This is a genomic window from Corynebacterium sp. UMB2355A, from assembly GCF_033877495.1.
Taxonomy (GTDB): Bacteria; Actinomycetota; Actinomycetes; order Mycobacteriales; family Mycobacteriaceae; genus Corynebacterium; species Corynebacterium pseudogenitalium.
On record NZ_CP138855.1, the window covers coordinates 1,878,635 to 1,904,040 of the forward strand.

At 64.3% G+C, this 25,406-nt stretch carries 26 protein-coding genes, 2 pseudogenes and 1 riboswitch; of the genes and pseudogenes, 13 read left to right on the forward strand and 15 right to left on the reverse strand.

Going from position 1 to position 25,406, the window contains the following annotated elements:
* The first annotated feature begins 61 nt into the window (after positions 1-61).
* Positions 62-247, forward strand: a complete 186-nt coding sequence (locus tag R0V12_RS08840) for a DUF4282 domain-containing protein (RefSeq protein WP_240492828.1) — start codon at positions 62-64, stop codon at positions 245-247.
* Positions 248-253: 6 nt separating this feature from the next.
* Here R0V12_RS08840 and R0V12_RS08845 read toward each other — a convergent pair whose 3' ends face one another.
* From R0V12_RS08845 to R0V12_RS08905, 13 genes and pseudogenes are all read right to left on the reverse strand, one after another.
* Complete coding sequence (locus tag R0V12_RS08845; RefSeq protein ID WP_320072487.1) at positions 254-1,342, reverse strand: ThiF family adenylyltransferase; 1,089 nt, start codon at positions 1,340-1,342, stop codon at positions 254-256.
* Entirely contained in the window at positions 1,339-2,130 is a 792-nt protein-coding gene (locus tag R0V12_RS08850) for a thiazole synthase (protein ID WP_070362967.1), read from the reverse strand. Before R0V12_RS08850 ends, R0V12_RS08845 begins: the two co-directional genes overlap by 4 nt.
* Before the next feature lie 2 nt (positions 2,131-2,132).
* Positions 2,133-2,330 carry a sulfur carrier protein ThiS gene (thiS, locus tag R0V12_RS08855; RefSeq protein ID WP_070362966.1) on the reverse strand — a complete coding sequence of 66 codons (198 nt, stop codon included), beginning with the start codon at positions 2,328-2,330 and terminating at the stop codon, positions 2,133-2,135.
* Positions 2,331-2,339: 9 nt separating this feature from the next.
* Positions 2,340-3,436: pseudogene (gene thiO, locus R0V12_RS08860) on the reverse strand (glycine oxidase ThiO).
* Entirely contained in the window at positions 3,433-4,083 is a 651-nt protein-coding gene (locus R0V12_RS08865; protein WP_070362964.1) for a thiamine phosphate synthase, read from the reverse strand. The pseudogene thiO and the gene R0V12_RS08865 overlap by 4 nt, the downstream one beginning before the upstream one ends.
* A pseudogene (locus tag R0V12_RS08870) lies at positions 4,076-5,572 on the reverse strand (bifunctional hydroxymethylpyrimidine kinase/phosphomethylpyrimidine kinase); the annotation flags it as partial. The gene R0V12_RS08865 and the pseudogene R0V12_RS08870, both read right to left, overlap by 8 nt.
* A gap of 3 nt (positions 5,573-5,575) precedes the next feature.
* Positions 5,576-5,672, reverse strand: a riboswitch (TPP riboswitch).
* 276 nt (positions 5,673-5,948) lie between these two features.
* Positions 5,949-6,158: a PEP-CTERM sorting domain-containing protein gene (locus R0V12_RS08875; protein WP_070477699.1), complete on the reverse strand. Its 210-nt coding sequence runs from the start codon at positions 6,156-6,158 to the stop codon at positions 5,949-5,951.
* Positions 6,159-6,161: 3 nt separating this feature from the next.
* Positions 6,162-6,476 (reverse strand): hypothetical protein, encoded by a 315-nt coding sequence (locus R0V12_RS08880; RefSeq protein ID WP_070362961.1) that lies wholly within the window; start codon positions 6,474-6,476, stop codon positions 6,162-6,164.
* 70 nt (positions 6,477-6,546) lie between these two features.
* Positions 6,547-7,368, reverse strand: a complete 822-nt coding sequence (locus R0V12_RS08885; RefSeq protein WP_070477701.1) for a carbohydrate ABC transporter permease — start codon at positions 7,366-7,368, stop codon at positions 6,547-6,549.
* Positions 7,365-8,369: a carbohydrate ABC transporter permease gene (locus tag R0V12_RS08890; protein ID WP_070477703.1), complete on the reverse strand. Its 1,005-nt coding sequence runs from the start codon at positions 8,367-8,369 to the stop codon at positions 7,365-7,367. Before R0V12_RS08890 ends, R0V12_RS08885 begins: the two co-directional genes overlap by 4 nt.
* A gap of 101 nt (positions 8,370-8,470) precedes the next feature.
* On the reverse strand, positions 8,471-9,727 hold the full coding sequence (locus R0V12_RS08895; protein ID WP_070477704.1) for an ABC transporter substrate-binding protein: 1,257 nt from the start codon (positions 9,725-9,727) through the stop codon (positions 8,471-8,473).
* Positions 9,728-9,850: 123 nt separating this feature from the next.
* Positions 9,851-10,543: a TIGR03089 family protein gene (locus R0V12_RS08900; protein ID WP_070477804.1), complete on the reverse strand. Its 693-nt coding sequence runs from the start codon at positions 10,541-10,543 to the stop codon at positions 9,851-9,853.
* A 24-nt stretch (positions 10,544-10,567) separates the two neighbouring features.
* A complete protein-coding gene (locus tag R0V12_RS08905; protein WP_320072489.1) occupies positions 10,568-12,130 on the reverse strand; it encodes an LCP family protein in 1,563 nt (520 codons plus the stop codon).
* A gap of 147 nt (positions 12,131-12,277) precedes the next feature.
* On the opposite strand from R0V12_RS08905, the gene R0V12_RS08910 reads away from it, so the two are divergent.
* From R0V12_RS08910 to R0V12_RS08920, 3 genes are all read left to right on the forward strand, one after another.
* Positions 12,278-13,150: a glycosyltransferase family 2 protein gene (locus R0V12_RS08910; protein ID WP_070477706.1), complete on the forward strand. Its 873-nt coding sequence runs from the start codon at positions 12,278-12,280 to the stop codon at positions 13,148-13,150.
* Positions 13,151-13,175: 25 nt separating this feature from the next.
* Positions 13,176-14,270 (forward strand): mannose-1-phosphate guanylyltransferase, encoded by a 1,095-nt coding sequence (manB, locus tag R0V12_RS08915; protein WP_252930919.1) that lies wholly within the window; start codon positions 13,176-13,178, stop codon positions 14,268-14,270.
* 304 nt (positions 14,271-14,574) lie between these two features.
* Entirely contained in the window at positions 14,575-14,865 is a 291-nt protein-coding gene (locus tag R0V12_RS08920) for a WhiB family transcriptional regulator (RefSeq protein WP_305083192.1), read from the forward strand.
* Between the two features lie 9 nt (positions 14,866-14,874).
* Here the strand turns inward: R0V12_RS08920 and R0V12_RS08925 are convergent, their stop codons facing one another.
* Complete coding sequence (locus tag R0V12_RS08925; RefSeq protein ID WP_070362954.1) at positions 14,875-15,345, reverse strand: metallopeptidase family protein; 471 nt, start codon at positions 15,343-15,345, stop codon at positions 14,875-14,877.
* A gap of 37 nt (positions 15,346-15,382) precedes the next feature.
* Between R0V12_RS08925 and R0V12_RS08930 the strand changes: the two genes are divergently transcribed.
* From R0V12_RS08930 to manA, 3 genes are all read left to right on the forward strand, one after another.
* Positions 15,383-15,946, forward strand: a complete 564-nt coding sequence (locus R0V12_RS08930; protein WP_083329464.1) for a DUF3499 domain-containing protein — start codon at positions 15,383-15,385, stop codon at positions 15,944-15,946.
* A gap of 10 nt (positions 15,947-15,956) precedes the next feature.
* Positions 15,957-17,342, forward strand: coding sequence for a phosphomannomutase/phosphoglucomutase (locus R0V12_RS08935; RefSeq protein ID WP_320072490.1), 1,386 nt, complete (start codon positions 15,957-15,959; stop codon positions 17,340-17,342).
* Between the two features lie 125 nt (positions 17,343-17,467).
* Entirely contained in the window at positions 17,468-18,652 is a 1,185-nt protein-coding gene (gene manA / locus R0V12_RS08940) for a mannose-6-phosphate isomerase, class I (protein ID WP_320072491.1), read from the forward strand.
* On the opposite strand, the gene R0V12_RS08945 is transcribed toward manA, so the two are convergent.
* Positions 18,649-19,440, reverse strand: a complete 792-nt coding sequence (locus tag R0V12_RS08945; RefSeq protein WP_143000832.1) for a hypothetical protein — start codon at positions 19,438-19,440, stop codon at positions 18,649-18,651. The genes manA and R0V12_RS08945 overlap by 4 nt on opposite strands.
* Positions 19,441-19,639: 199 nt before the next feature.
* Here R0V12_RS08945 and R0V12_RS08950 point away from each other — a divergent pair, with 199 nt between their 5' ends.
* The 6 genes from R0V12_RS08950 to R0V12_RS08975 all read left to right on the forward strand — a co-directional run bounded on the left by R0V12_RS08950 (position 19,640) and on the right by R0V12_RS08975 (position 25,308).
* Positions 19,640-20,026, forward strand: coding sequence for a DUF4259 domain-containing protein (locus R0V12_RS08950; RefSeq protein ID WP_320072492.1), 387 nt, complete (start codon positions 19,640-19,642; stop codon positions 20,024-20,026).
* Entirely contained in the window at positions 20,023-20,628 is a 606-nt protein-coding gene (locus R0V12_RS08955) for a dTMP kinase (RefSeq protein WP_070362949.1), read from the forward strand. Before R0V12_RS08950 ends, R0V12_RS08955 begins: the two co-directional genes overlap by 4 nt.
* An 18-nt stretch (positions 20,629-20,646) precedes the next feature.
* Positions 20,647-21,318: an MtrAB system response regulator MtrA gene (gene mtrA / locus R0V12_RS08960; RefSeq protein ID WP_070477811.1), complete on the forward strand. Its 672-nt coding sequence runs from the start codon at positions 20,647-20,649 to the stop codon at positions 21,316-21,318.
* A gap of 123 nt (positions 21,319-21,441) precedes the next feature.
* Positions 21,442-22,962 carry an MtrAB system histidine kinase MtrB gene (gene mtrB, locus R0V12_RS08965; protein ID WP_413774876.1) on the forward strand — a complete coding sequence of 507 codons (1,521 nt, stop codon included), beginning with the start codon at positions 21,442-21,444 and terminating at the stop codon, positions 22,960-22,962.
* Complete coding sequence (lpqB, locus tag R0V12_RS08970; RefSeq protein WP_246814901.1) at positions 22,952-24,658, forward strand: MtrAB system accessory lipoprotein LpqB; 1,707 nt, start codon at positions 22,952-22,954, stop codon at positions 24,656-24,658. Before mtrB ends, lpqB begins: the two co-directional genes overlap by 11 nt.
* A 5-nt stretch (positions 24,659-24,663) precedes the next feature.
* The gene (locus R0V12_RS08975) at positions 24,664-25,308 is read left to right on the forward strand and encodes a ComF family protein (protein ID WP_070477717.1); all 645 of its coding nucleotides are present in this window, start codon (positions 24,664-24,666) and stop codon (positions 25,306-25,308) included.
* Positions 25,309-25,406 lie beyond the last annotated feature (98 nt).

A 25,406-nucleotide genomic window follows, 5' to 3' on the forward strand; every position in this document is an offset into this window, starting at 1 on the left:
CGCGTGATCTACCTGATCTCCGCAGTCTTCATCGGACTGTGCTGGGGTCTTCGGCCTTTTGGTGTCGCTGGCTACGTTCAGTGTTGGTTTTGGCACCGGCCTGCTCATGCTGATCGGCTTCCTTCTCTTCGGTACGCTTTTCGCGCTGTTCTCATTGATCAGCGCGCGCGTCACCCTCGAATTCATGGTCTCGGCGATCAAGACGGCGCAGAACACTTCCGAGATCGCAGCGGCGCAGCGTCGTTAGGGGTCGCTAGACCCCGCCCGGCAAACTGTGCAGAGTGAGGCCGCGCGCGGCGGCAGCCTCGCCGAAGCGCGCAACGAAATCGGCCGAGCGCTTGCCGGAGGCGCAGTAGACCACGACCTCGCCCGCGCCACGCAGCTCGTCGAGGAGCGTAAGCGCGGCGTCCGGGTCTTCGCGCCACACCGAGGCCGGCAGGTGGAAGGACGCGTGCGGCAGGTCCTTGATCGCTTTTTCACCGAGTTCGCGCACGTCCAGCGCTGTGGCGTGACCATCCGCGACCTGCGCGAGTAGGCGCGTTTTCTCGCCGTCTGGCGGCAGCATACACGGGGCAGCTTCGGCGACGAGTTCGGTGACCAGCTCGCGCTGCGGGTCGGCAGCGACCTCGAAGCGCCGGAGCGTCCCGGCGAGCGCCTCGTAGACATGGAGCACACCGACCTCGGCGTCCATGCCCGCGAGGTATTTCACGGCCTCCGTGGCCATCAGCCCGCCGACGACCGAGGTCGTCACCCCGAGCACGCCGGCGGTGGCGCAGTCCGGAGTGTCCTCGGGTGCCGGGTGGGTGGGGTAGAGGTCGCGTAGCCCGACCCCGCGTGCATCCGGTCCGGAGTACCACAGCGCGAGCTCGCCGTGGAAGCGCAGCACCGAGCCCCACACCAGGGGCGTGCCGGTGAGTTCTGCGGCGTCGCCGACGAGGAATTTCGTGGTGAAGGTATCGGAGCCGTCGATGACCAGGTCGTGCTCGCGGAACAGCCCAGGTGCGTTGGAGGTGTCGAGGCGCTTGCGCAGCGGCACGATCGTGGCGTCTGCGCGGTGTCGGCGCAGCTGCTCGGCTGCCACCTCCACCTTGGGCAGGCCCACGTCGGAGGCGCTAAACAGAATCTGGCGGTGGATGTTGGTGTCATCCACCACGTCATCATCAATCACCGTGATCGTGCCGACACCTGTGGCCGCCAGCGCCTGCATCACCGGGCAGCCGAGCCCGCCCGCGCCGATGACAAGCACCCGCGCGCGGTTCAGCGCCTCTTGGCCCGCTAGCCCGAAGCCGGGCAGCAGCGTTTGGCGCGCGGTGCGCCGCAGCTCAGCGTGAGGCAGGCTCATAGGACCTCATCCGCCCAGCTCGCTAGGCCATCAAAGCTTGACGACGCCAACGCCCCTTCCGCATGCGTCCGCCGCGGAATCCGACCCGCATCCCGCGCGAGCCGGCCAGCCTCGACCGCGTGTCGCATCGCACGCGCCATCGCGACCGGGTCCTGGCAACGGTTGACCGCGCTGGCGAGCAGCACGCCGTCGCAGCCGAGTTCCATGGCCAAGGTGGCGTCGGAAGCGGTGCCGACGCCGGCGTCGAGAAGCACGGGCACCTGCGCACGCGCGCAGATCAGCTCGATGTTGTGCGGGTTCAAAATGCCAAGGCCGGTGCCGATCGGAGAGCCGAGCGGCATCACCGCATGCACCCCAACCTGCTCCAGGCGGGCGGCGACGACCGGGTCGTCGGAGGTGTAGGCAAGCACGACGAAGCCTTCGGCGACGAGGAGCTCGCAGGCGTCGACAAGCTCGACGACGTCCGGCAGCAGCGTGTGCTCGTCCGCGATGACCTCCACCTTGACCCAGTTCGTGCCGAGCGCCTCGCGCGCCAGTTGCGCGGTGAGCACCGCGTCGCGGGCGGTGCGGCAGCCCGCAGTATTCGGCAGGGGATCGATGCCGAGCCGGGTGAGCATCTCGAAGACGCTCTCGCCGCCATTGGTGCGGGCGGCATGCCGACGCATCGCCACGGTGGTCAGCTGCGTGCCGCTGGCCACCAGCGCGTCCTCGAGCAACTGCTGGCTGGTCGCCCCGCCGGTGCCCATGATCAGGTGGGAGTCGAATTTCTTGTCGGCGATGTTCAGCACGTCTAGCCTCCTTGGACGGCGGTGAGGATGTCGACGGTGTCGGCGTCGGCAAGCGAGCTGTCCCAGCGACTTGCGGGCACAACCTTGCCATTGACAGCGACGGCGACGCCTTCTGCGTGGCCGACGACCTCCTCGACCAGCGACCGCACAGTCGGCGCGGTGTCGAAGGTATGGGGCTTCTCGTTGATGATGATGCGCATGATGCTCCTTTACAGTTCGTGGCGGCCGGGGTCGCAGTCGGAAATATCGACGGTGGTTTCGCGGTCCAGCCCGAGGTCGGCGCCGACGCGCGCGCCGAGCGCTGCCAGCAGGATGCCGTGGCGGAAATAACCGGTGGAGACCACCAGGTTCTCGCCGCGCAGCCCCAGGTAGGGCAGGTCGTCGGGCGTGCCTGGGCGATTGCCGACGAGCGCCTCAACCAGCTCGCAGTCCTCGATGGCGGGGACGACGCGGATGGCGTCGCGAAGCAGCGTATACACGCCATCGACGGCGGGCCGCACGCGCGCGTCTTCGCGGCTGGTTGCGCCCACGGCGATGGTGCCGTCGGTGCGCGGGATGATGTAGACGGGGCGGTCCTCGACGAAGGCGCGCACGACCCGGCCGACCGGCATGCGGCCGGTAAGACGCAGCATGTCGCCGCGCACCGGTCGCAGGTTCAGCGGCAGACCGAGCGCGCTGGCACCGAGACCGTTGCACGCGTAGATGGTGTCGCCGCGCAGGCTGCCGGTGCTGGTTTCGACGCCCACGCAGGTTTCGCCCTCCCAGCGCAGTGCTGTGGCCTGCTCGCGAACCAGCGTCACGCCGCGCGATGCAAGCTCGCGCAGCAGAGCGGCGGCGAACATGCGCGGGTTGACCTGGTGGTCGCCGGGGATCTCCACCACGCTGGCCAGCTGGGGGCTTAGGCCCGGCTCCTGCGCCCGCGCCTGGCGCAGCGTGAGGCGGTCGACGTCCATGCCGTGGGCGTGCTGGTGCTCGGTGAGCTCGCGCAGGTGGGTAGCGTCGGCGCGGTCGGCGGCGACCACGAAGGTCGACTCGGTGCGGTACCCAACCTCGATGCCCGGCAGGTCTGCGATCAGCGAAGGATAGAGCGCCGCCGACTCCAACATCAGCGGATAGAGCGGCTCCTGGCGGTACTGCACTTCCGCGGCCGGGGCGAGCATGCCGCCGGCCACGTTGGTCGCGCCGCTTGCCGGGGCCGGGTCCACCAGCGCGATCCTGCGGGATCCACCCCGCGGCGTGTGAGCTCGAACGCGGTGGTCAGGCCGATGATGCCGGCGCCGACGATGACGTGCTCGAAACTACTCACGACGCTTCCTCGAAATCCTTGACGATACCCGCCGCCATCGCGCGCGGGTCCTCAGCGTGCATGAAACCGCGGACGATCGCCACGCCGGCCACGCCCGTGGCGGCAAGCGCGGCGGCATCCGTGGCGTGTACGTCGCCGATCGCCACGACCGGTACCTGCGAGGCCTCGACCAGCGCCGGGTAGCCGTCGAGGCCAAGTGGGGCGCGGCCGGAGTCCTTCGTCGGGGTCGGGCGGAAGGGGCCCGCGCCGACGTAATCGATCACGTCGGCGTACGCGTTCGCCGCCTCCACCAGTGCGAGCGTGCCGGTGGTCAGTCCGAGGATCGCGTCCGGCCCGAGCAGTTCGCGCGCGGCGCGCGGGTCCATGTCGTCCTGGCCGATGTGCGCGCCGTGGATGTGGTGGGTGCGCATGAGGCGGGCGGCGAGGGGAACGTTGTCGTCGATAAGCACGCGCGTGCGCGGGTTCGCCGCGGCGACCGCATCGGCGACCTCGCACGCGAGACGCTCGAGGTCGGCTTTGGCGATCGGCTTGCTGCGCACCTGGATCACGCCCGCCCCGCCGGCCGCGGCTTCGGCGGCGACGCGCGCGACATCGGCGGTAGGCTGGCCCGTGACGAAATAGCAGCGTAGGTCGAGCGACTTAGGCATCGCGCACCACCCACGCGCGGTCGGCCTGGTCGAAGAAATCGCGCTCGTAGCGCGAGGCGACCGCACACGCGCGCACCGCCGCGTCCAGGGCGTCGGGGTTCGCCTCAAGGGTGGCCTCGCAGCGGTCGATCGCGCCGCGCACCGCCTCGTAGAAACCGTTGCCCGAGTAGGTGGCCAGCCAGTCGTGGTAGGGATGCGAGGCGTGGTTGTGCTCCGCGAGGCGCGCGCCGACCTCGTAGTAGAGCCAGTAGCAGGGCAGCACCGCCGCCTGCCCGATCGCCGCCGACTCGCCGAGGGCGGAGGCGAGCAGGAAATCGGTGTAGGCGCGTGTGACCGGCGACGGCAGCGTCTCGCGGCCAAGATCGGCGAGCCAGGTGCGTTGCATCTCTTGCTCGTCGGTGATCGCGGCGTCCGCATCCTTTGCCCACGCGCCGCCAAGCGCGTGCAGCGAGCGCGCGTACTTGGTCAGGTAGTAGGCGTCCTGCTCGAGGTAGAACATGAAGTCGGCGTGGTCGAGGGTGCCGTCGGCAAGCGTGCGGATGAACGGCAGCTCCATAATCGCGGTGAGGTACGGCGCCGAGGCGTCCCACAGCGCCTGGGTGTACGGGCCAGCAGGCGTGGCGAGTGGCGCGGTTGGTGGGGCGTCGATGCGCAGGAAGCGCTCGGGGTTGCAGTCGGCGGCGCGCTGCATGCGGCGGCCGACGTGCCCGTGGTCGACGGGGCCGCGGCCGTGTCCAACGGCGAGCGCGTCGGCGTGCGCAATCGCCTCGTACAGCCAGCGCGACGCCCACTCGGTCGCCGCCGACGTATCGAAGCCGGCGCCCAGGCGCGTCGCCAGCGCCGAGGAAAAAGAGCAGCCCGTGCCGTGCGTGTTCTTCGTGTTCACGCGGCTTACCGACACGTGGTGCACGCGCTCGGCGGTCACCACGGCGTTGTCTGCGCGCGGGCCGGTGAGGTGCCCGCCCTTGACAATCACGGTTGTGTCCAGCTTTTTCGCCAGCCCCTGCGCCTGCGCGATCGCGGTGTCGAAGTCGGTGGCCGGGTCTTCGCCGGTGAGGACGGCGAGTTCGGGGAGGTTGGGCGTGATGATGTCGGCAAGCGAGGCGAGCTCGCGCAGCGCGACTTCCGCCTCGGGCGTCAGGAGCCTATCGCTTGACGACGCCACCATCACCGGATCCAACACCACCGCGGCCTCTCGTGCGTGTGTGGTGAGGAATTCGTGCACGACCTCGATGATTTCGGTGGTGCCGAGCATGCCGATCTTGATCGCGTCGACCGCCACATCATCGGTGACGGAGCGCAGCTGTGTGCGCAGAAAGTCGATCGGCGGGGTGAAAATCTCCTGCACACCGGTGGTGTTCTGGGCGACCAGCGAGGTCACTACGCTGTAGGAAAAGCCGCCGGCGGCCTGGATGGATTTGATATCGGCTTGGACGCCTGCGCCTCCGGTCGGGTCGGTGCCAGCAATCGTGAGGATGCGGGGCAGGGCAGGTGCATTCATGTGGGACATCCCTTCGCTAGGTTGAGCTAGAGCAGGTTCGACGGGTCTGATCTCAGCACCACTTCGGGGTGCACCCCGTGTCACATTGGTGACACTAGCACAGCGCGAATCCTGCCCTGCGCACGATCGCAGCGGCAAAAACCAGACCTATATTAGGCGTATGGATTGGGCTGCCGGTTCTCTTTTGAGCTGAAAGTGGAATGCTTCTCACAATCGCTTGTTTGTGCAGCGTGTGGGTGTTTATTGTGGGTGGCATGATACTCGTAGACGCATTAATCGCCGGCGAAGTACCAGTCCGACATGGCGGCTGAAGTTGAGCGTAAGGACGCCGCGCTGCGTGAGCGTCTGCTCGGCGAGGAGTGATTTAGTCTTCGCCTGCGCGCCACTGGCGCCACCGGCGAATCAGCCACCACAGTGCTGCGACGAAGGCGGCAAGAACGAGGCCCGGCCAGATTGATGGCTCGGGCTTTGTGATGTTGATGGCGGCCTGTACGAAGGCGAGCAGGGTGAAGAACCCTACGAACCCAATGATTGTTTGCCAGAGCAGATCCTGGCGCTGTGAGGGCCGTTGCACTCGTTAGAGGCGGGGGCCGAAGTTCAGGCCCATGTGCGGGGCAGCGAAGTATAGCCACCCGGCCATCAGGGCCCCGAGTACTGCCAAGAGCCCAACCACAACTCCGGCGACCTCAAGCGCGTTTGCTTCTTCCTTGGTCACACCACCGTTTGCGGTGGTGTTGGTGGTGACGTTGGTGGTCACTGTCGTGCCGTTGTTATCGGCGTTGGTGTGCACCGTTGCGGTGGTTTCGGCGTGTGCCGTGCCAGTCATGCCGCTCAGTACCAGGGAGGATGCGAGTGCGGTTGCCGTCGCGATTCGGAGTGTGGTGTGGTGCATAGCTGCTCTTTCTAGGGGCGGGAAGTAATAAAGTGAATACAGCTTAATCTAGACATAAGAAAAAGTTAAGTCAGCCCTTCACGCCGCCGGCTGTGAGGCCAGACACAATACGGCGCTGGAATACCAGCACCATGATGATCAGCGGAATCGTCACCAGCGAGCCCGCCGCCATAATCGCAGCGTACGGGTACTCGAAGGCGCTCGGCCCCGAGAATCGTGCAATTGCGACGGTGACAGGTTCAGTCGCCGTGGACGACAGCTGGCGCGCCAACATAAATTCATTCCAGGTGGTGATAAACGCCAGGATGGCCGTCGTGAAGATGGCCGGTGCTGCCAACGGCAGCAAGATGAGGCGAAATGCCTGGCCGCGGGAGGCGCCGTCGACACGCGCTGCTTCCTCGAGCTCCCAAGGAAGTTGCTGGAAGAACGACACCAGCGTGTAGATAGTCAGGGGGAGGGCGAATGAGATGTTCGGGATGATCATGGCACGGTATGTGCCGATCCACCCGAGGTCACCGAACAGCTGGAACAGGGGAGTGACAAGCGCAATGCCAGGGAACATCGAGGCCGCCAAAATGATGCCCGTGATGAATCCCTTGCCGCGGAAGTCCAGGCGAGCAAGCGCGTAGGCGGTGAACACGCCCACGGCGACCGCCAACGCCGTCGTCGCCAACGAGATAATCAGCGAGTTGAAAATCGCCCCGAGGAAGTCATTGCCGGCGTCCGTGGCCAGCGCGTCCCGGTAGTTCTCGAGGGTGACGTGCGTGGGCCACGGCGTGGTATCGAACGTGAACCGCTTGTCCCGCAGCGCCGTGATCACCATCCAATAAAACGGGGCGAGCCCCCAGAACATGATGAAGATGATGCCTGCGTAGTGGCCGAGTCGTTTCATCGCGCTGCCGCCTCCTTCTTCTCCTGCTTGCGCTTCGCGCGCCGGGCTTCACGCTGTTCGTTCGCGCCACCAACGTTCGCTCCGAGGAACCGCACCATGACGAACGCAACCGCGAAGATCAGCAGGAAGATGAGAGTCGACAGCGCCGAGGCCGAGTTGAAGTTGCCCTGACGCATATCCTCAACCACCAGCTGCGAAATTGTCGCGGTAGGGGAGTTCGAGGAGCCCGAAATCATGATGACCGGCAGGTCGTACATGCGCAGCGCGTCGAGCGTACGGAAGAGCACCGCCACCATGAGCGCTGGCCGCACCAACGGCAGGGTGATGCTGGTGAAAGTCTGCCATGCGGAGGCGCCGTCGACGCGCGCGGCCTCGTAGACGTCCTTCGGAATCATTTGCAGGCCTGCGAGGATGAGCAGCGCCATAAACGGCGTGGTCTTCCACACGTCGGCGATGATCACCGCGAAGCGTGCCGCCCACGGGTCAGTTGTCCACGCCACGCTCGCGCCCAGCAGCGAGTTCACGATACCGCTCGGTGCGAACATGAACTGCCACAACTTCGCGGTCACCGCGGTTGGGATCGCCCAAGGGATGAGTACGGCCGCGCGGATCAGACCGCGGGCGCGCGACGGCCGGTTCATGATGATGGCCATCCCGATACCGAGCACTGTCTCCAAGGCGACGGTGACCACGGTGAAGAAGAGTGTCACCGACACTGCTGGCCAGAAGTCGGTCGCAAGCACGCCAGGAGGGCAGGCACCCACCACGCCCGACGGCGTCATACAGCGGTTCGACAGCCAGTACAAGTAATTATCGACGCCAGCAAAGCCACCATCGACGAACACTCCGGTAGAGGCGTCGAGGTGCCGGTTGGACTGGAATGAAAGCCATATTGCGCGGACGATCGGGTAGCCGATCACCACCGCCAACACCAGCAAGGCGGGCGCGACGAGCGCTGCTGCCTTCGTGGTATCGCGAGGCTTGGATGGAGATGTGCTCATCGCGGGCCTTTGCAAAGTAGACGGGAAGATGGAGATATACGAACTATAACGCCCGCCCGAACACAGTCCGGGCGGGCGTTCTGCTCATACGACGTATCGTATTAGGAAGCCTGCTTGATAGCAGCTGCCATGTCGGCGGTGGCGTCATCGACGCTCTTACCGGCGGTCAGTGCTGCGTAGGCGTTGTCCTGGATAGCCTTCGAGATCGCAGGGTAGAACGGGGAAACCGGGCGAGGCTGCGCGTTCTCCAGCGAAACCTTCAGTGCTGGCAGGTATGGGTGCTTTGCAACCAGCTCGGCGTCGTCGTAGATCGATGCGAGCACTGGTGGGAAGGATGCTTCAGCGAACGAGAGCTGGTTGTCTTCGTTGATGATGAACTCGATGAAGTCCTTCGCGGTCTGCTTGTGCTTGGAGTTGACGTTGATGCCGTTGTTGTAGCCACCGAGGGTGGAAACACCCACGCCGTCCTTGCCAACCAGCGGCTGGACCTCAAAGTTCACGCCAGCTTCCTGGGCGTTGGTGTACATGTACGGCCAGTTGATCGCCAGGGCGGTGTTGCCCTCGGTGAACGCGAGGTTGGTTTCCTCCTCGGTTGCTGCCGTAGAGCTCTTGGCGATGACGCCGTCGTTGTATGCGTCAACGAGTGCCTGCAGTCCGGCCTTTGCGGCGTCGGACTCGACGGTTGGCTCGCCGGCGTCGTCAAGGACGCTGCCGCCCCAGCCGTTGATGAAGCCGAGTGTGTTCACGGTCAGGCCCTCGTACTGCTTGAGCTGGGTGGTCAGGCAGTCTCCCTCGACCTCCTTGCAGGCGGCAATGACGTCATCGAAGGTGTCAGGCGCGCTTGGGACCTTGTCGACGTTTCGGAACAGCAGCTGGCCGTTCGTGTTCTGCGGCAGGGCGTAGAGCTTGCCGCCGTAGGTCGCGGAGTCGACGGTGGACTGCAGCAAGCCGGAGGTGTCGATGGCGTAATCGCCCTCGAGTGGCTCGAGCCACTGGTTCGCTGCGAAGTCGGCCGTCCACACAACGTCGAGGGCCATCACGTCGTAGTCGGCGTTACCCGCCTGGAGGGACTGCACGAGCGTATCGCGCTGGTCGTCGGCCTCGCCGGCGAGCTCAGAGAGGGTGACCTGCTCATCTGGGTGAGCCTCGTTCCACTTCTCGATGATCGGCTTGAGCTTGTCCGTGTCATTGCGGCCCATGGCGAACGTGATCGGGCCGCGCTCCGCGCCGCCCTCGGAAGCGGAGGTGCCGGAGTCCTTGTTGGTGTCCGCTGCCTCGTTGTCAGAAGAGCAACCGGTCAGAGCTGCGCCAGCGAGCGCAATTGCACAGAGGGTTGCACCAGTCGTACGGAGTTTCATTCATCCGCCTTTCGTTGGGTCATGTGTGACTCGTGTGAATTCGGTGTCTTCAATCTAGTGAAAAACTGGACCCGGGCGCGCAGAAATCTGCCGAATTACCTACGAACGGGGGAGAAAACGGGGTTAAATGTCCGGTTGTATGTGGTTTACGTGTTCCGCCTGGGCGATGGCTGCGATCCTGTCTTTACCAGGTGTTTCCGTTCCGCCTGTCACCACGACGACCGAACCGCCCCCAGCCAGCGGGGCAAGCACGCGCTGTTCGAATTCTTCGGCGCTGTTCCAACCGGCAATCAATACCCGTTGGGGGGAGGCGGGCTGCTCAGCCCCCTGAGGAGCCGCTTGTGACCACTGCGCGATGTCTGCAGTCTGTCCAAAGTACTGGTCGCCGTAGCTGCGCACCGTGGGACTGAAGTCCACGGTTCCAAGTGGCAACGTGCCGCCTGATTCGACGACGCCGCGTCCGAAGGGGTCACTTGAGACAACGACGCACTCGTCCGCATCAGCCCAGGTGTCGACGCGCTCCGCCACGGTAAACACGAGCGGGACATCGTCGCCTGTGCTCGCGAAGACCGGGCGACACCCAATGTTGTAGGCGCCAAGCGCGATCACCGCAGCCTGCCAGGACACTGGAAGGTCGATCACAATGGGGTCAGAGCCCTCGAGGTCGAATTCCTCGTCCAGCAAGTTGCCCACTTTGCTTAGCCAGTTGTCCAGAGTCAGCGCAGAAAATTCCATGCGGCTGCCCTGTGACTCGTCGTAGACGGTCAGGCGTGGTGTGGCGGGGTCTTCCTGCAATAAGCGTGCCAGCATACTCATGGCAGCCAAGCATAGGTGGCCAAGCTAGTTCACGCAGCGAGGCCCCTGGCCGCCAGCGTCGATCTCCGGGCCCAGACTCATTCCGCTGATATCGTCGCCAGGTGTGCCGACGGGCACATGCTGTTGGGCATCTTCCGGATCGACCTTCGCAGGCCCGTTGTAGTCTTCCGCGACAACCGCGATGATGCTGCCCGGTTCGAGAGCATTGTTCGCCGTGACTGGGACGCCGCCAAGCATCTCGGCGAGCTTGCGTGCTCGTGGGTCTTCGGGGTCGGCGGCGACCACCTGGGATTCCCAGTAGATTCCGTCCATTGCGTTGGATACATCGGAGACCGTAATGCCTGCGTCGGCCAACCACTCGCCGGTGGCGCGGGCTTGGCCTGGAACGGAGCCCGCGTTGAGGACGGAGACCTGCGCACCTGCAAAGTCTTCGGCCTGCTGGGGAGCTTGCTCCGGTTGGCTGTCCTCGGGGACCTGTTCCTTGGCTGCGGACTCCATGAAGCTGTGGACCTCGTTGATGTCCACGGTCACGATGGATTCGCCGAAGTCGCCGACACCGTTGACCGAGGTCACAGGGATGGTGGTGAAGGTGACGTTGCCGCCCGCCAGGCCGGACATCTGCTGGGCAAAACGCATCACGTCGAGGCTCTGGTCAAGAGTGACCGAGCGCTCCGCCGCGGTTGCCAAGTCGCGCAGTTTCGCTGGGCTTGTCAGCGTGCCTGCGGAGAGCACCTTCTGTACCAACGACGCCATGTATGCCTGCTGGCGCACGATGCGGTCGAGGTCGCCGCGCGGCAGGTCGTGGCGCTGCCGCACGAAGGACAGCGCCTGAGCGCCGTCGAGCGTTTGTTGCCCGGCAGGGAAGTGTGCGCCGGAGAGTGGCTCGTCGACCGCGGCGTTGAGGCAGACGTTCACCCCGCCAACCGCGTCCGTAAGCAGGACGAAGCCGAGCAGGCCAACCTGCGCGTAGTGGTCTACTTCCACGCCGGTGAGGTCATTGATGGCGTCGATAAGCCCGAGCTGGCCTGCGCGTGCAACCTCTTGCTCGAGTGCCGGGCCCTCCGGCTTGCCCGCGGCGATCAGCTCCTCGCGTTTGGCGGCGGCGTGCGCACCGTAGACACCATTGATCTTCATGTTTCCGTAGTCGTCGGTGTGTACGTACGTATCGCGCGGGATGGAGACTGCCGTGGCCCGAGAACCGTCGTCGGGCACACGGATAATCATGATGGTGTCCGTGTTGATCTCACCGTCGGCGACACCCGCGTTGAGGTGCGCCAACTCGGACTCGCTTAACGGATTTCCTTGGGCGTCGGTGCGGGAGTCCGAACCGACCAGCAGGATGTCCATCGCGCCGTCGAGCTGGTCCTTGTCGCTCTGCCCGCGTCCCGCGTTGATCCGCAGCTCAGAGGCACTGAGCTGATTGCTGACCCGGCCGACAGTGAAGTAGCCGACGGCCGACACTGTCAACGCAACGGCAGACAGCACCGCAAGGGTTGTCTTCACAACCGGGTGCCCCAACTGCGAGATGTCACGCATCTGCGATGGGGCGGGCTGGATGTCGCGCGCAGGCCTCAAGGAGTCAGTCACAGGGCGCAATTATACAGGGTGCGAAAACAACAAAAGACACGTGCGTGGGCGAGTTCAAGATGCTTCTCACACTTTTGGATGGGTAAGCTGATTCGCATTGTGTACATGAAGGCTGGCCGAGAGGACCGATAGGAGGGGCAGGCAGCTATGACAGCTCCACTCGCCGTGGTGGCGGTGACGTACTCGCCAGGCAAGCACTTGGCGCAGCTCATCGCTTCGCTTGACGACGCCACCGAGGGTCAAACACTGCTTATCTGTGCAGATAACGGCTCTACCGACGGTGCCCCGGAGGCTGCCGCACGTGAACACGACAACGTCGAACTGCTGCGCACCCGCGGCAACATCGGGTACGGCGCTGCGATCAACGCCGCGGTCCGGGAGTTGCGGCCACGTCGCGAGCGGGGAGAGATCAACGGTGACTACTTCTTGATCTCCAACCCGGACGTGGTGTTCCAGCCGGGGAGCGTGGACACGCTGCGCGCCTGCATGGACGCGCTACCGGAGGCGGGCGCCGTAGGGCCGCGCATTGAGGACTGCGAGGGCAACCTGTACCCAAGTGCGCGAGAGGTGCCGGGCATCATTACCGGCGTGGGGCACGCCTTGTTATATGAGGTGTGGCCGTCCAACCCATTTTCTGCCTCGTACAAGGCGGAACAACACATGGACCACCAGCGCAGTGCGGGCTGGCTCTCTGGGGCGTGCCTGCTTGTGCGGTGGGACGCCTTCGACGCCATTGGTGGGTTCGACGAGCGCTACTTCATGTACCTCGAGGACGTTGACTTCGGAGACCGCTTGCGCCGCGCCGGATGGGAGAACGTGTACTGCCCTTCCTCGGTCATCGTGCATGACCAGGGCCATGTTGCTAGCAAGTTCCAGCGAGTCACGGTGCCGGCGCACCACACTTCCGCATATCGTTTCCAGTCTGACCGTCACCCGCACTGGTGGCAGGCCCCGCTGCGCGCGCTGCTGTGGGTCGGTTTGAAAGTGCGGGCGGCACTGTTTGTTTCGCGCAGTAAATAAGAAGAACGCTTTGAAAGGATTCCACGTGAATGCATCCCGCACCGTGACCCCGGAGAATACCGACGCGGTCATTTTGGTTGGTGGTCGCGGCACGCGCCTGCGTCCGTTGACGGTGAGTACCCCGAAGCCGATGTTGCCGACCGCAGGGCACCCGTTCCTCTCGCACCTGCTTGCGCGGATCCGCCAGGCGGGGATGCGCCACGTGGTGCTGGGGACGTCGTACCGCGCTGAGGTGTTCGAGGAGTACTTCGGCGACGGGTCCGACTTCGGTCTTGAGATTGAGTACGTTGTCGAAGAGGAGGCGCTGGGTACCGGGGGCGCGATCCGAAACGTTGCCGACAAGCTGCGCTTCGACAACGCGATGGTGTTCAACGGGGACGTGCTGTCCGGTGCTGACCTGAGCAAGATTTTGAACTACCACGCTGAGAAGGACGCCGACGCGACCTTGCACCTGGTCCGCGTACCCGATCCTCGCGCGTTCGGTTCCGTCCCAACCGACGAGGACGGCAATGTGCTTGCGTTCTTGGAGAAGACGGAGGATCCGCCGACAGATCAGATTAACGCTGGGTGCTACGTGTTCCGCCGCGAAGTCATCGAGCAGATCCCGGCTGGTCGCGTGGTCTCTGTCGAGCGCGAGACGTTCCCTGGTTTGCTTGAGTCGGGCGCGAAGATGGTCGGCTACGTGGATACCTCTTACTGGAGGGACATGGGTAGGCCGTCGGATTTCGTGCAGGGCTCCTCGGACGTGGTGCGCGGTATTGCGTACTCGCCGCTGCTGGAGGGCCAGACCGGTGAGGCGCTTATCGACGAATCCGCTGGCGTCGCGGGTGGTGTCATCTTGATGGGCGGCACCGCGGTTGGACGCGGCACGGAGATCGGCGCTGGGTGTCGCGTGGATGACAGCGTCATCTTCGATGGGGTCACCATTGAGCCCGGTGCCGTGATCCGCGATTCCATCATCGCCTCGGGCGCCACGATTGGCGCGAACTCGCGTATCGACGGCTGCGTGATCGGAGAGGGCGCACAGATTGGGGCGCGCTGCGAGCTGCAAGGCGGCATGCGAGTGTGGCCTGGTGTGACGATTCCGGATTCGGGAGTGCGCTTTTCCCCAGATGCGTAAGCGACACGCCGTATGGGTGGAAATTCTGGCCGGTTAGTAAGGGGTAGCCAATTCGCCTACCACATGTAGTACCCCCGTACTGTACCCCCGTTTCTAGCCCCCTGTGACTGTTGTGACTCGTGTGACTGATGGCGTGCAATTCTTGCGGAAAAGGTCAAGGTTTCACCCCGATAGCTTGCACCTATTTAGTGGTTCGGTGTGTAATCGCATGAGTGCAAGGGTCACTCGTCGCACCTCTCAAGCGGGTAGACGACGCAGCTGACCGAAACGAAGAACGACGGAGAAAGGGGACGGCGTGGAAGACATGGCGAATGGTGCTGACATCCGTGGCGTAGCCGCGGTCGGCATGAGCTTCGATGAGCTGTTCGGTGCCGTCGAGCAGGAATGGCAAGATCAAGCGCTGTGTGCTCAAACCGATCCCGAGGCGTTCTTTCCGGAAAAGGGAGGCTCGACTCGCGAGGCAAAGCGAATTTGCAAAGCGTGCGCCGTGCGCGATGAGTGCCTCGAGTTTGCGCTCGAGCACGACGAGCGCTTTGGCATCTGGGGTGGCCTCTCGGACCGTGAGCGCCGCCGCTTGAAGAAGCAGATCGGCTAAACGCCTGCACTACCAGGGAAAGTCTGAATCGATATCCCGCGGGTCCAGGTTGATATACGAAGCAACAAGGGCGGTCAGTACCCAATGAATGAGGGCTGACCGCTCTTCTGCTGTCTCAGTGCGCTGCTCAATCGGGCGGCGAAACAGCACAAAGCGCGCCCGGGTGGGCACCCCGTAACGGTCCACGCCCGCCTGCAAGATTCGGCCGAGTGGGACGGGACCGTCGGCAACAATCTCATCGCTGAAGCGCGCGACGTCGGGGCTCAGGCGCATCCGGGGGATCGTATCGACGGCCAAGTCCACCGTTGCCAGCTGCTCAAAGTACGCGTTGTGCAGCGGTGCGTACGTGTCCAGTACTAGCTGATCGAACTGCGCGGAGCGGGTTCGATAACGCGGAACGCCAACGGGCAGCAGCGGGCCGCGGGCCCCACGACCGTGGCGGTCCCGCGCGGTCCGAAGGTGGTGAGTTGGCGCGTTCATGCACCCAGATTCTAGAGATGTTGCCGCTGCACCGGGCATGGCGCGCCGGGGCCGTACTACCAAAATCTCAAGTTGGGGTTTAGGCTTAGACGGCGTGAGTACTTTCCGTCGGTGTTGTCGTCCTGGTTGTGGCAGGCCTGCTGTGGCCACGCTGATTTATGCCTACTCGGAATCGACAGCAGTAATCAGCCCGCTCTCGCCGAACCCCGAACCCCATGCGTGGGACCTTTGTGAGCGCCACTCGGCGCACATCACGGCCCCCGTTGGCTGGGAGCTAGTGCGAGTAGAGGCCGTCGACATCTTTGACGACGAAGCCCACGCCCTCGAGGACGAGGAGCTCACGGCGCTGGCGCAGGCCGTCCGGGAGGCGGGCCGGGTGACCACCGGGCTGGTGGACAACGGCGGAGATCCAATCGAGTACGAGGCCACCAAGGACTTTAACGACCCGTCGACTTCGAACCACCCGGTGCACCGCACGAAGCGGATCGAGGAGCACCTCGCCGCGGAGAAAGATGCGCGGCGTTCCCACCTCCACGTGGTCCCTGACCCAGCCGAAGCCACTGAAGACGCCGAAGATACCGGCGAGGAGCACAGCAACTAAGATTGCCTGTATGGCTATTGAGCACACCTATGAGTCCTTGAAGGACCTTATTAAGGCGTATGACATTCGCGGCGTTGTTGGCTCCACCATTGATGCAGACACAGTCCGCACAGTAGGCGCAGCATTCGCCCACATTCTTTACAGCGAGGGCGAGCGAACTATCGCCGTCGGACACGACATGCGGCCATCCTCGCCGGAGCTTTCCGCTGCGTTCGCAGAGGGTGCGACCTCGCAGGGGCTGCACGTTCTTGACCTCGGACTGACCTCGACCGACGAGCTCTACTACGCAGCAGGCACCTTCGAGTGTGCCGGCGCGATGTTTACCGCCTCCCATAACCCTGCCCAGTACAACGGAATCAAGCTGTGCCGCGCGGGTGCTACGCCGGTCAGTACTGATACGGGCCTGTCCGAGATCAGCCGCATGCTCATCGAGGGGGTTCCGGCGTTTGAGGGCGAAGCTGGGAGCGTCGAGAAGCGGGATGTGCTCGACTCCTATGCGCGTTTCCTCCGGCAGCTTGTGCCGCTGCCGCAGGGCAAGGCGTTAAAGGTCGCGGTCGATGCTGCGAACGGCATGGCCGGGCTGACTGTCCCGGCGGTGCTCGGAGACCTGGATATTCGGCCGCTCTACTTCGATCTCGATGGCACGTTCCCGAACCACGAGGCTAACCCGCTCGACCCGAAGAACCTTGTGGATCTACAGCGATTCGTTGTCGAAGAGAAGGCGGACATTGGCCTGGCATTCGACGGTGACGCGGACCGCTGCTTCGTCGTGGACGAGCGCGGGGAGGCGGTATCTCCATCGGCGATTACGGCACTGGTGGCTACTCGTACGCTCGCGACGCACCCGGGCGCGACCATTATCCACAACCTGATCACCTCGCGTGCAGTGCCGGAAATTATCCGTGAGCAGGGCGGAAACCCCGTGCGCACCCGAGTGGGGCACTCGTACATCAAGGCTGAGATGGCGCGGACAGGTGCCATGTTCGGTGGGGAGCACTCCGCGCACTACTACTTCACGGAATTCTTCAACGCGGACTCTGGCCTGGTCGCGGCGCTGCATGTGCTCGCGGCATTGGCGGAGCAGGACAAGCCGTTGAGTGAGATGATGGCCCAGTACGAACGCTACGAGGCGTCCGGGGAAATCAACTCCACCGTCGATGACCAAGAGGCTGCCACCGGGCGTGTTCTTGAGGCACTTGGTGACCGCGTCGCGGACATTGACCGTCTTGACGGGGTTACGGTCACACTTCGCGACGAAGACAGTGCCCCCGGGCCGGTCTGGCTGAACCTGCGTGCGTCGAACACGGAGCCACTGCTGCGACTCAACGTCGAGGCCCCAACGAAGGCAAAGGTCGACGAGATTGTGCGGGAAGTTTTGGCTGTGATTCGCCAATAGTGCAGGTGGTCTTCGTCGCTGTTCCGTGAAACGGCGCCTCGCTGGTATCCTGGAACGCTGTTGTTTCAACCGTTTCAATGCCGACGGAACTGACGGAACTGACGGAACTTGCGAAGGAGACACTTATGGAGCACCTACAGGGGGCTCTGCGGAACTACCCGTGGGGGTCGCACACGTTGCTTGCACAGCTGCGTGGCACCCAGGTGCCCAGCGAGGCGCCGGAGGCTGAGCTCTGGTTCGGCGCCCATAGTGCCGCACCTTCCCAAGTCGCAGGCCGGGGCCTCGACGCCGTGATTGCCGCGGACCCCGAAGGCACGCTGGGCAAGCGCGTCGCGGACCGTTATGGCTCGCATTTGCCGTTCCTGCTGAAGCTGCTCGCCGCTGATGAGCCGCTGAGTATCCAGGCGCACCCGTCGCGCTCGCAGGCGAAGGCGGGGTTCGCGCGCGAGGAAGAAGAAGGCATCGGCCTGGACGATCCGACGCGTAACTACAAGGACCCGAACCCGAAGCCCGAGCTCATCGTGGCGCTCACCCCGTTCGAGGCCCTCGCCGGTTTCCGCCCGCTTGCGCAGACTCGCGAGTTCTTCGCCGCGCTCAACTGCGAGGAGCTTGACCACTACGCCTCGCTTCTCGACGCCACTTCGGAGGAAGCTGGACTCCGTGCGGTATTCACGACGTTCATCTCCCTGCCCGAGGACGTGCGTAAGACTCTGATTGACGCGATCGTTCCGGCCGCCGAGCGCGTCGCGGATGACGCCGGAGCTGGCGCGGCTCGTCCGCTAGCTGCGATGTTCCTGCGGGTCCACGACAAGTACCCGAACGACGTCGGCGTCCTCGCAGCACTTCTGCTGAACTATGTACAGATGCGCCCGGGGGAGGCGCTTTTCCTGCAAGCCGGGCAGTTGCACGCGTACCTGTCCGGGCTCGGCGTGGAGATCATGGCGAACTCGGACAACGTGCTTCGAGGTGGACTGACGTCGAAGCACGTGGACGTGCCTGAGCTGGTCAAGGTGCTGGACTTCTCCACGTTGGAGGACCCGTTCGCGAACACCACCGAGCGCGACAACGAAGTGAGTTTCCATCTGCCGGTGGATGACTTCATTATGAGTGCCCACCGTATCGACGCCGAGCATCCGCTGCTCGTGGACACCGATGGCCCCGCCATCGTCCTGTGTACCGAGGGAACGGTGCGCGCGGGTGACTTCGTAATGAAGCCTGGTCAGGCCGCGTGGATCCCAGCCGCCGACCCGGCTGTGACCTTCGAGGTTGCGGAGGGTACCTCCGCGCAGTGCTTCTACGCGCGGGTCTAGGCAGGCCCCTGCCCGTCAGTTGCGGCGGGGGGTACTGCGTCTTCTGGGGAGGCTGGCTCTTCGGAAGTAGTTGATGCGTCTTCCTGTGAGGCTTGAGCCGACTCTTCGCTCGTTGGTGTTGGTGTGTTAACTGGCAGCGATGTCGTCGCTGCGGCGCCGGGGTGTAGCGCTGACGTCGTGGGGGTGGGAAGCTTCTGCGTCGGCTCAGATGGCAGCACCGTCGGGGATGCCGGCTGCGTCGAGCCAATGGTGGTTGGCGTCGAAATGGTGGTTGGCGCCTGCTGCGTCGCCCGTGGCCGCGAGGTGCTCGACGTGGTACTTGGAACGTTCGGTGCGTCCGGCGTGTCGGGGCGAGGGGAGCGCTGCTTCGGGCGCTGCGGCTCTGCTGTTGGGGCGGGACCAGCTGGGCGCGACGCAGGCGCGGCCGGGGCCACGTTCGACGGGCGGTACTGCTTCGTCGGCTCCGTTACGGCTGGCGCACCGGAAAACGCGTGCGCAGGGGCCAGCGGGTCCGCGGATAGGTTGTAGGCAGACGGCGCAGTCGTGGCAATGTACGCATCGGCGGTGTGAAGCGCTGCGGAGTCGCCCCGGGAAGAGCGTGCAGAGCTCGGAGGGGTCGTCGATAAGGAAGAAGTTGTTGTGGTGGAGGTTGTCTCAATGAAGCCTGCTTGTGTGGTGGCGTTCGAGCGCCCCGGCGAGGACGCGTTCCAGACCACAACTCCCACTGCGATGGCAACGCAGATGCCGAGCGCCATGAACGTGGCGACTCTCCTTTGCGTCTGATTCATACGTTGCCCTTCGCCGCAGAATTTCCAGAATTACAAAACGATAACAATTTCGTTGCTTGAAATGTTTATAGCACGGAAGTCGGACATTGAAAAGAGTGTGTCCACGCGGTTATCAGGTGGGAAGCAGGGAAGTTCGCAATGCGTGCCGTGCCGTGTAGATTGCAGGGTATATACAGCCCCCACCTGAAAGGAAACACTGATGAGCAGCTGGGACCAGAAGATTTTCTCCAACGACGACAACATTGATTTTCTCGACGAAATCGCGGATTTGGACGAAGAAGACATTCTGGAAGCTGTCCGTGACGCCGTCTTGCTAGCCGCTGACCAGGACAGCGCCTCAGATGAAGAACGCACCAACGGGCTCGCTGCGGCGACCATCACCGCGATCTGGCAGGCGCGCCGTTTTCCGCCGGTGAGATCGCGGAGCGTTTCCCCTTCATCCGCGGCAACAGCGGTGAGCTCGACGAGCAGCTCATCGAGAGCGCAGCCGAGCTTCTTGAGGCTGTTGGCGATGAAGAGGACGAGGACGTCGAACAGTTCTTGGAAGCGCTCGCGTAAGAGGGCCGTTGGGAGGTCTGTGGCATGATCATCGCCATCGAAGGCATTGATGGGGCGGGGAAGAACACCATCGTGAAGCGCATTGTGGAGGAATACGGCGCGGACACGCTGTCCTTCCCACGCTACGAGGACTCGCTGCACGCGCAGCTGGCGCAGGACGCCTTGTACGGCAAGATGGGTGACCTGGTGGATTCCGCTTACGGGATGGCGACGATGTTCGCGCTCGACCGTTTTGGTGCCAAGGCGCAGCTTGAGCAGTACCAGGACACACAAGATCGGATCTTGTTGCTTGACCGCTACGTTGCCTCCAACGCCGCCTACACGGCGGCGCGCACCGGGGATGATGCCGCGGCGGAGTGGGTTGCTGAGCTCGAGTTCGGAAAGCTTGGGCTGCCGAAGCCCGACCTGCAGGTGCTCGTCGCTACCTCCCCGAGCGTTGCGCGGGAGCGCGCGCAGCGCAGAGAAGCTCAGGACGCGACGCGCACCCGCGACCACTACGAGCGCGACGGCGGGCTGCAGGACGCGACGTTTGCCCAGTACAACCGCCTCGCGGAGACTGACTGGGCGAGTCGGTGGATTTCCACGTCGGATGCCACGGCTATTATCCAAGCAATACAAAACGCGCGTTAAGAGGAGCTGCCAATGTCCATGTCGAAAATCCTGGTCGTTGACGACGACCCAGCTATCAACGAGATGCTCACCATCGTGCTGGAGGCCGAAGGCTTTGACTCCCGCCCCGTCACCGATGGCGCCGAAGCCGTCCAGGCCTTCCATGAGTACGAGCCCGACCTGATCCTGCTGGATCTTATGCTTCCGGGAATGAACGGCATCGACATTTGCAAGGCGATTCGCCGCGAATCCTCCGTACCGATCGTCATGCTCACCGCGAAGACGGACACCGTCGACGTGGTGCTCGGCCTCGAGTCCGGCGCGGACGACTACATCACGAAGCCCTTCAAACCGAAGGAGCTCGTCGCCCGCATTCGGGCGCGTCTGCGCCGGACGGATGAGGAGCCGGGTGACGTCATCGAGATCGCCGATTTAGTAATCGACGTCCCCCAGCACATGGTGACCCGCAACGGGGAAGAGATCGCGCTGACCCCGCTCGAGTTCGATCTCCTGTTGGAGATGGCGAAGAAGCCGAACCAGGTGCACTCCCGCGACGAGCTACTGGAATCGGTGTGGGGCTACCGCAACAACTCCGATACCCGCCTGGTCAACGTGCATGTGCAGCGCCTGCGCTCCAAGATTGAGCACGACCCGGAACACCCGGAGATCATCCAGACCGTGCGTGGTGTGGGCTACAAGTCCGTGAAGTAAGAGTGGGAGGTGGCGCTCCTGTTCGCCGTACTGAAACGTAGCAGGGACCGGATCGTAGAGGCGTGGCGCACTTCGCTGCAGGTGCGCTTCGTCGGCACAGTGCTGATCGTCTCCGCCGTGGTGATGATGGTGCTGGGGTTTGCGCTGGCGTCGGTAGTGAGCCAACGTATCGCTGCATCCAAGATTGAGGCGGCGAGCGCGGAGATAGACCGTGCGCGTGTGACCGTCGAGGAGCAGATTAATAACTCGGGGTCCGCGACCTCACTGCAGAGCCGCTTGAATTCGGCGCGCGCCGGGCTGACGCAGCGTGCGCAGCAAAACTCGGAGGCGTCTGCTGTGTATGAGCCTGTGCTGGTGGTAAAGAACCCGAACGGGGTTGTTACGTCCTCGCCGGAGTCGTACCAGATCCCTGACAAGCTGGAGGAATACGTCGCTGAGGGCAATATCGCCTACCAGTTTTCCTCGGTGCAGCGCGGCGACCACTCGTCGTACAATGCCCTGATTATTGGCACCCCGACGACTTCGGATGTGCCGCACCTGCAGCTCTACCTTGTGATGAACATGGACAATGAGGCCTCGACGCTTGCGCTGATGCGGGGCATCTTAGCGACGGCCACGGTGATCGTCAGCGTCCTGCTGGTGGGCATTGCGTGGCTGGCGTCGCAACAGATTGTTGCACCGGTGCGCTCGGCGTCGCGTACTGCGCGCCGGTTTGCTGAAGGCCACTTGCGTGAGCGCATGCCTGTCGACGGCGAGGACGAGATGGCGGTGCTGGCGCTGTCCTTCAACAACATGGCGGACAAGCTGTCGCAGCAGATTGATCACCTTGAGCGCTACGGCGACCTGCAGCGTCAGTTCACGTCCGACGTGTCCCACGAGCTGCGTACGCCGCTGACCACGGTGCGGATGGCGGCGGATATGATCGCCGCCGACGAGGACTCCCTGGAGCCTGGTACCCGCCGCGCTTCCCAGCTGATGACTCGCGAGCTGGACCGCTTCGAGGCCCTGCTCAATGACCTGTTGGAGATTTCCCGCCACGACGCCGGTGTCGCCGACTTGTCCGTCACCCAGATGGATATGAAGTCGCCGATCATGTCGGCGTGGCAGCAGACGCAGCACCTCGCGGACGAGCTCGGCGTGGAAGTTTCCTTCGATATGCCGGAGGAACCAGTGATGATGCTGGGCGAGTCCCGCCGGATCGAGCGCATCGTGCGTAACCTCATTGCGAACGCGATTGACCACTCGGAGGGCAGGCCGGTTACCGTGACACTGCGCGCCAACGAGAGTGCCGTCGCGGTGACGGTCAGGGACCACGGCATCGGGCTCAAGCCTGGGCAGGAGGAACTGGTGTTCAACCGTTTCTGGCGCGCCGACAAGTCCCGCAAGCGCCACTCTGGTGGCACCGGTCTTGGCCTGGCCATTGCCCGCGAGGACGCGCAGCTGCATCACGGCACGCTGGAAGCCGTCGGGGAAGTGGGCGTCGGTGCGCTGTTCCGTCTGGTCCTGCCGCTGGATCCGGAGGCAGGCTTTTCGACGTCCCCTCTGCCCCTCGAGCTGGAACCCGGGGCGGACGCGGACAGCGTCGAAGTGGACGTCGAAACGCAGGACGAGGAAAGGCAGCCAGATGAAGTGCATGAAGCGTAGGTACCTTGCTATAGCGATGAGCACGACGCTGCTCTTGGGCGGGTGCGCGACGCTGCCGTCGAATACTGACCCGCATGTGCTCCGGCCCTACCAGGAGGAAGCGCCGGAGTCGGAGATTATCGGCCCGATCAAGGACCGCGAGCCGGACCTTTTGCTGCGTGACTTCTACGCGGCCTCCGCGATCCCAACCGGCGACTACGAAGCGGCGCGCGCCTTCCTCACTGAGGCCGCGAAGCCCACGTGGAGCGCCAACGAGCAGACGCTCATCGTCGACCGGATCGGGTTGAATACGGTGTCCGGCAGCTCGGGGAGCAAGCGCAGTTTTGCGGTGCACGGCAACGTGGTCGGCGCGCTCGGCAGTGGTGGCGTGTTCACTCCGGAGCGCGGTACCTACGAGGCCACGCTGGAGCTCGAGCAGGTCGACGGCCAGTGGCGCATTTCCTCGTTGCCGCCCGGCGTGGTCATGGAGCGCACCGAGCTGCGCAACCAATACCAGCCTTACAACCTGTACTTCTTTGATCCGACCGGCAAGGAGCTGGTCACCGACCGGCGCTGGGTCTACGCGCCGCGCGATTTCCTACCCAGTACGCTGATCTCGCTGCTGCTCGAAGGGCCGGCTAGCCGCTTGCGCCCCGCGATCATGGGGACGCTGCCATCGACGGTGCGCTACACCGGTTTCGAGGGCGGTGTCTACCACTTTGCGGGCCTCGGCAATATGGACGAGGCCGCGCGCAGCCGTTTCGCCGCACAGGTGGTGTGGACGCTCGCCTCCGCAGGCGTGACCGGCCCGTTTTCGCTCCTCGCCGACGGCGAGCCGCTCATCACCGGCGCCCGCGAACTGACCACCGACGACTTCATCGACGTCAGCCCCGTCGTCGAGCAAGTCGGGGAGAGCACCCTGTACTCGCTTGCCGACGGCCACGTCTCCCAAATCACCGGCGGCGGCCCGCAGCCTGTTGCCGGTGTGCTGGGCAACACGCACAGCGTGGTCACCGCCGACATTTCCGGTGAGGGGCAGTGGGCCGCGGTGTTCAACGTCGGCGACGGCCCCGAAGGCGCCGAGCTGCGCCTCGGGCAGCTCACCGGCGGCAGCGTGGACGTGGTGAAGGCAGAGACCTTCTCGCGCCCATCGTTCGAGCCAAACAGCAAGGCGGTGTGGACCGTTTCGGACGGCAAGCACATCCTGCGCTCCACGCAATCCTCGGCGACAGGGGAGGTCACCACCGAGGAAGTGCACGTTGATCTTCCCGAAGATGTCGACGGCAACATTTCCGTGCTGCGTCTTTCCCGATCGGGCTCGCGCGTCGTCATGGTGATTGACGGCCGCCTGTACACCGGCATCATCGAGCAGCGCGCCGCAGGCGCCGGCGCAATTGTCAACGTTCTCGAGTACAGCTACGAGCTCGGTGGCAGCGTGGTCTCCGCGGACTGGCATCCCGACGGCTCGCTCATCGTTGGCACCTCGAACCCGGCGTCGCCCGTGATGCGTGTGGAGCAGGACGGATCCTCGACCACCGCGCTGTCGCTCGGGAACATCTCCGCGCCGGTGGTGGCCGTGGCGGCGTCGCCAAACATGCTGTACGCGACCGACGCAAACGCCATTTTGCAAATGCCCGTCAGTGGTGCTGACACCCCGATCTGGCGCGAGGTGCCTGGCCTGCAGGGTGTGCGCTCACTGCCGATCATCGCGAGGTAGGCGGCGTGACGCTCGCAGAGGTTGGTGAACTCTTCCTACCGCGCCACTGCGCTGGGTGCGGCACCCCAGGCTCCGTGTTGTGCCCAGCCTGCCGCACTGAACTGTCGGCACTGCCGCGCCGGGTGTCGCCGCAGCACTTGCCGCACGTGCCGGTGTTCGCGCTCGGGCCGTACGGCGGCGCGCACCGTGGGGTAGTGCTCGCGATGAAGGAGCGCAGGAATTTGGCTGTGCGCAAGCATGTCGGGGCGGTGCTGGACGCGGCGCTGACCTTTCTTGAGGTTCGCGGTGAGATTCACCCGGACGCGCTGCTGGTCCCTGCGCCGACGCGCGCGGCCTCGGCAAGGGAGCGCGGCGGGGACCCGGTGAGCGTGATCTGTAAGCGTTCGGGGCGCAAGGTGGTGGACGTGTTGGAGCTCGCGGAATCAACGACTGACCAGTCGGAGTTGGACGCGGCGCACCGCCGGTCCAACTTGGCCGGCGCGGTGCGGATGCGCCGCGGGTGGGAGGCGCTGCACACGGGCACCGGCGCTGGCCCCGTCATTGTTGTCGACGATGTCGTGACCACCGGCGCCACGCTTCAGACCAGCGTAGAAGTGCTGCTCGCGCACGGGTTTGACGTGGTCAGCTGCGTTGCCGTGTGCGCCGCCTAGCCGCGCAGCACGCATGGTGTTCGCTGGTAGCAAACTGGCAGGGAGTTTTACACAGATACGTAGCCATTGGTTATTACCAGTTGTATAGTGGTGATAGA

Coding starts and splice junctions, on each gene's coding strand:
- thiS (WP_070362966.1), bottom strand. CDS start 2,330: ATGCGCATCATCATCAACGAGAAGCCCCATACCTTCGACACCGCGCCG.
- R0V12_RS08910 (WP_070477706.1), top strand. CDS start 12,278: ATGACAGCTCCACTCGCCGTGGTGGCGGTGACGTACTCGCCAGGCAAG.
- R0V12_RS08950 (WP_320072492.1), top strand. CDS start 19,640: ATGAGCAGCTGGGACCAGAAGATTTTCTCCAACGACGACAACATTGAT.
- R0V12_RS08890 (WP_070477703.1), bottom strand. CDS start 8,369: ATGAGCACATCTCCATCCAAGCCTCGCGATACCACGAAGGCAGCAGCG.
- R0V12_RS08945 (WP_143000832.1), bottom strand. CDS start 19,440: ATGAATCAGACGCAAAGGAGAGTCGCCACGTTCATGGCGCTCGGCATC.
- R0V12_RS08865 (WP_070362964.1), bottom strand. CDS start 4,083: ATGCCTAAGTCGCTCGACCTACGCTGCTATTTCGTCACGGGCCAGCCT.
- R0V12_RS08920 (WP_305083192.1), top strand. CDS start 14,575: ATGGCGAATGGTGCTGACATCCGTGGCGTAGCCGCGGTCGGCATGAGC.
- R0V12_RS08880 (WP_070362961.1), bottom strand. CDS start 6,476: ATGCACCACACCACACTCCGAATCGCGACGGCAACCGCACTCGCATCC.
- R0V12_RS08845 (WP_320072487.1), bottom strand. CDS start 1,342: ATGAGCCTGCCTCACGCTGAGCTGCGGCGCACCGCGCGCCAAACGCTG.
- R0V12_RS08925 (WP_070362954.1), bottom strand. CDS start 15,345: ATGAACGCGCCAACTCACCACCTTCGGACCGCGCGGGACCGCCACGGT.
- R0V12_RS08930 (WP_083329464.1), top strand. CDS start 15,383: ATGGCGCGCCGGGGCCGTACTACCAAAATCTCAAGTTGGGGTTTAGGC.
- mtrB (WP_413774876.1), top strand. CDS start 21,442: ATGATGGTGCTGGGGTTTGCGCTGGCGTCGGTAGTGAGCCAACGTATC.
- R0V12_RS08955 (WP_070362949.1), top strand. CDS start 20,023: ATGATCATCGCCATCGAAGGCATTGATGGGGCGGGGAAGAACACCATC.
- manA (WP_320072491.1), top strand. CDS start 17,468: ATGGAGCACCTACAGGGGGCTCTGCGGAACTACCCGTGGGGGTCGCAC.
- R0V12_RS08935 (WP_320072490.1), top strand. CDS start 15,957: ATGGCTATTGAGCACACCTATGAGTCCTTGAAGGACCTTATTAAGGCG.
- R0V12_RS08895 (WP_070477704.1), bottom strand. CDS start 9,727: ATGAAACTCCGTACGACTGGTGCAACCCTCTGTGCAATTGCGCTCGCT.
- mtrA (WP_070477811.1), top strand. CDS start 20,647: ATGTCGAAAATCCTGGTCGTTGACGACGACCCAGCTATCAACGAGATG.
- R0V12_RS08885 (WP_070477701.1), bottom strand. CDS start 7,368: ATGAAACGACTCGGCCACTACGCAGGCATCATCTTCATCATGTTCTGG.
- R0V12_RS08900 (WP_070477804.1), bottom strand. CDS start 10,543: ATGAGTATGCTGGCACGCTTATTGCAGGAAGACCCCGCCACACCACGC.
- lpqB (WP_246814901.1), top strand. CDS start 22,952: ATGAAGCGTAGGTACCTTGCTATAGCGATGAGCACGACGCTGCTCTTG.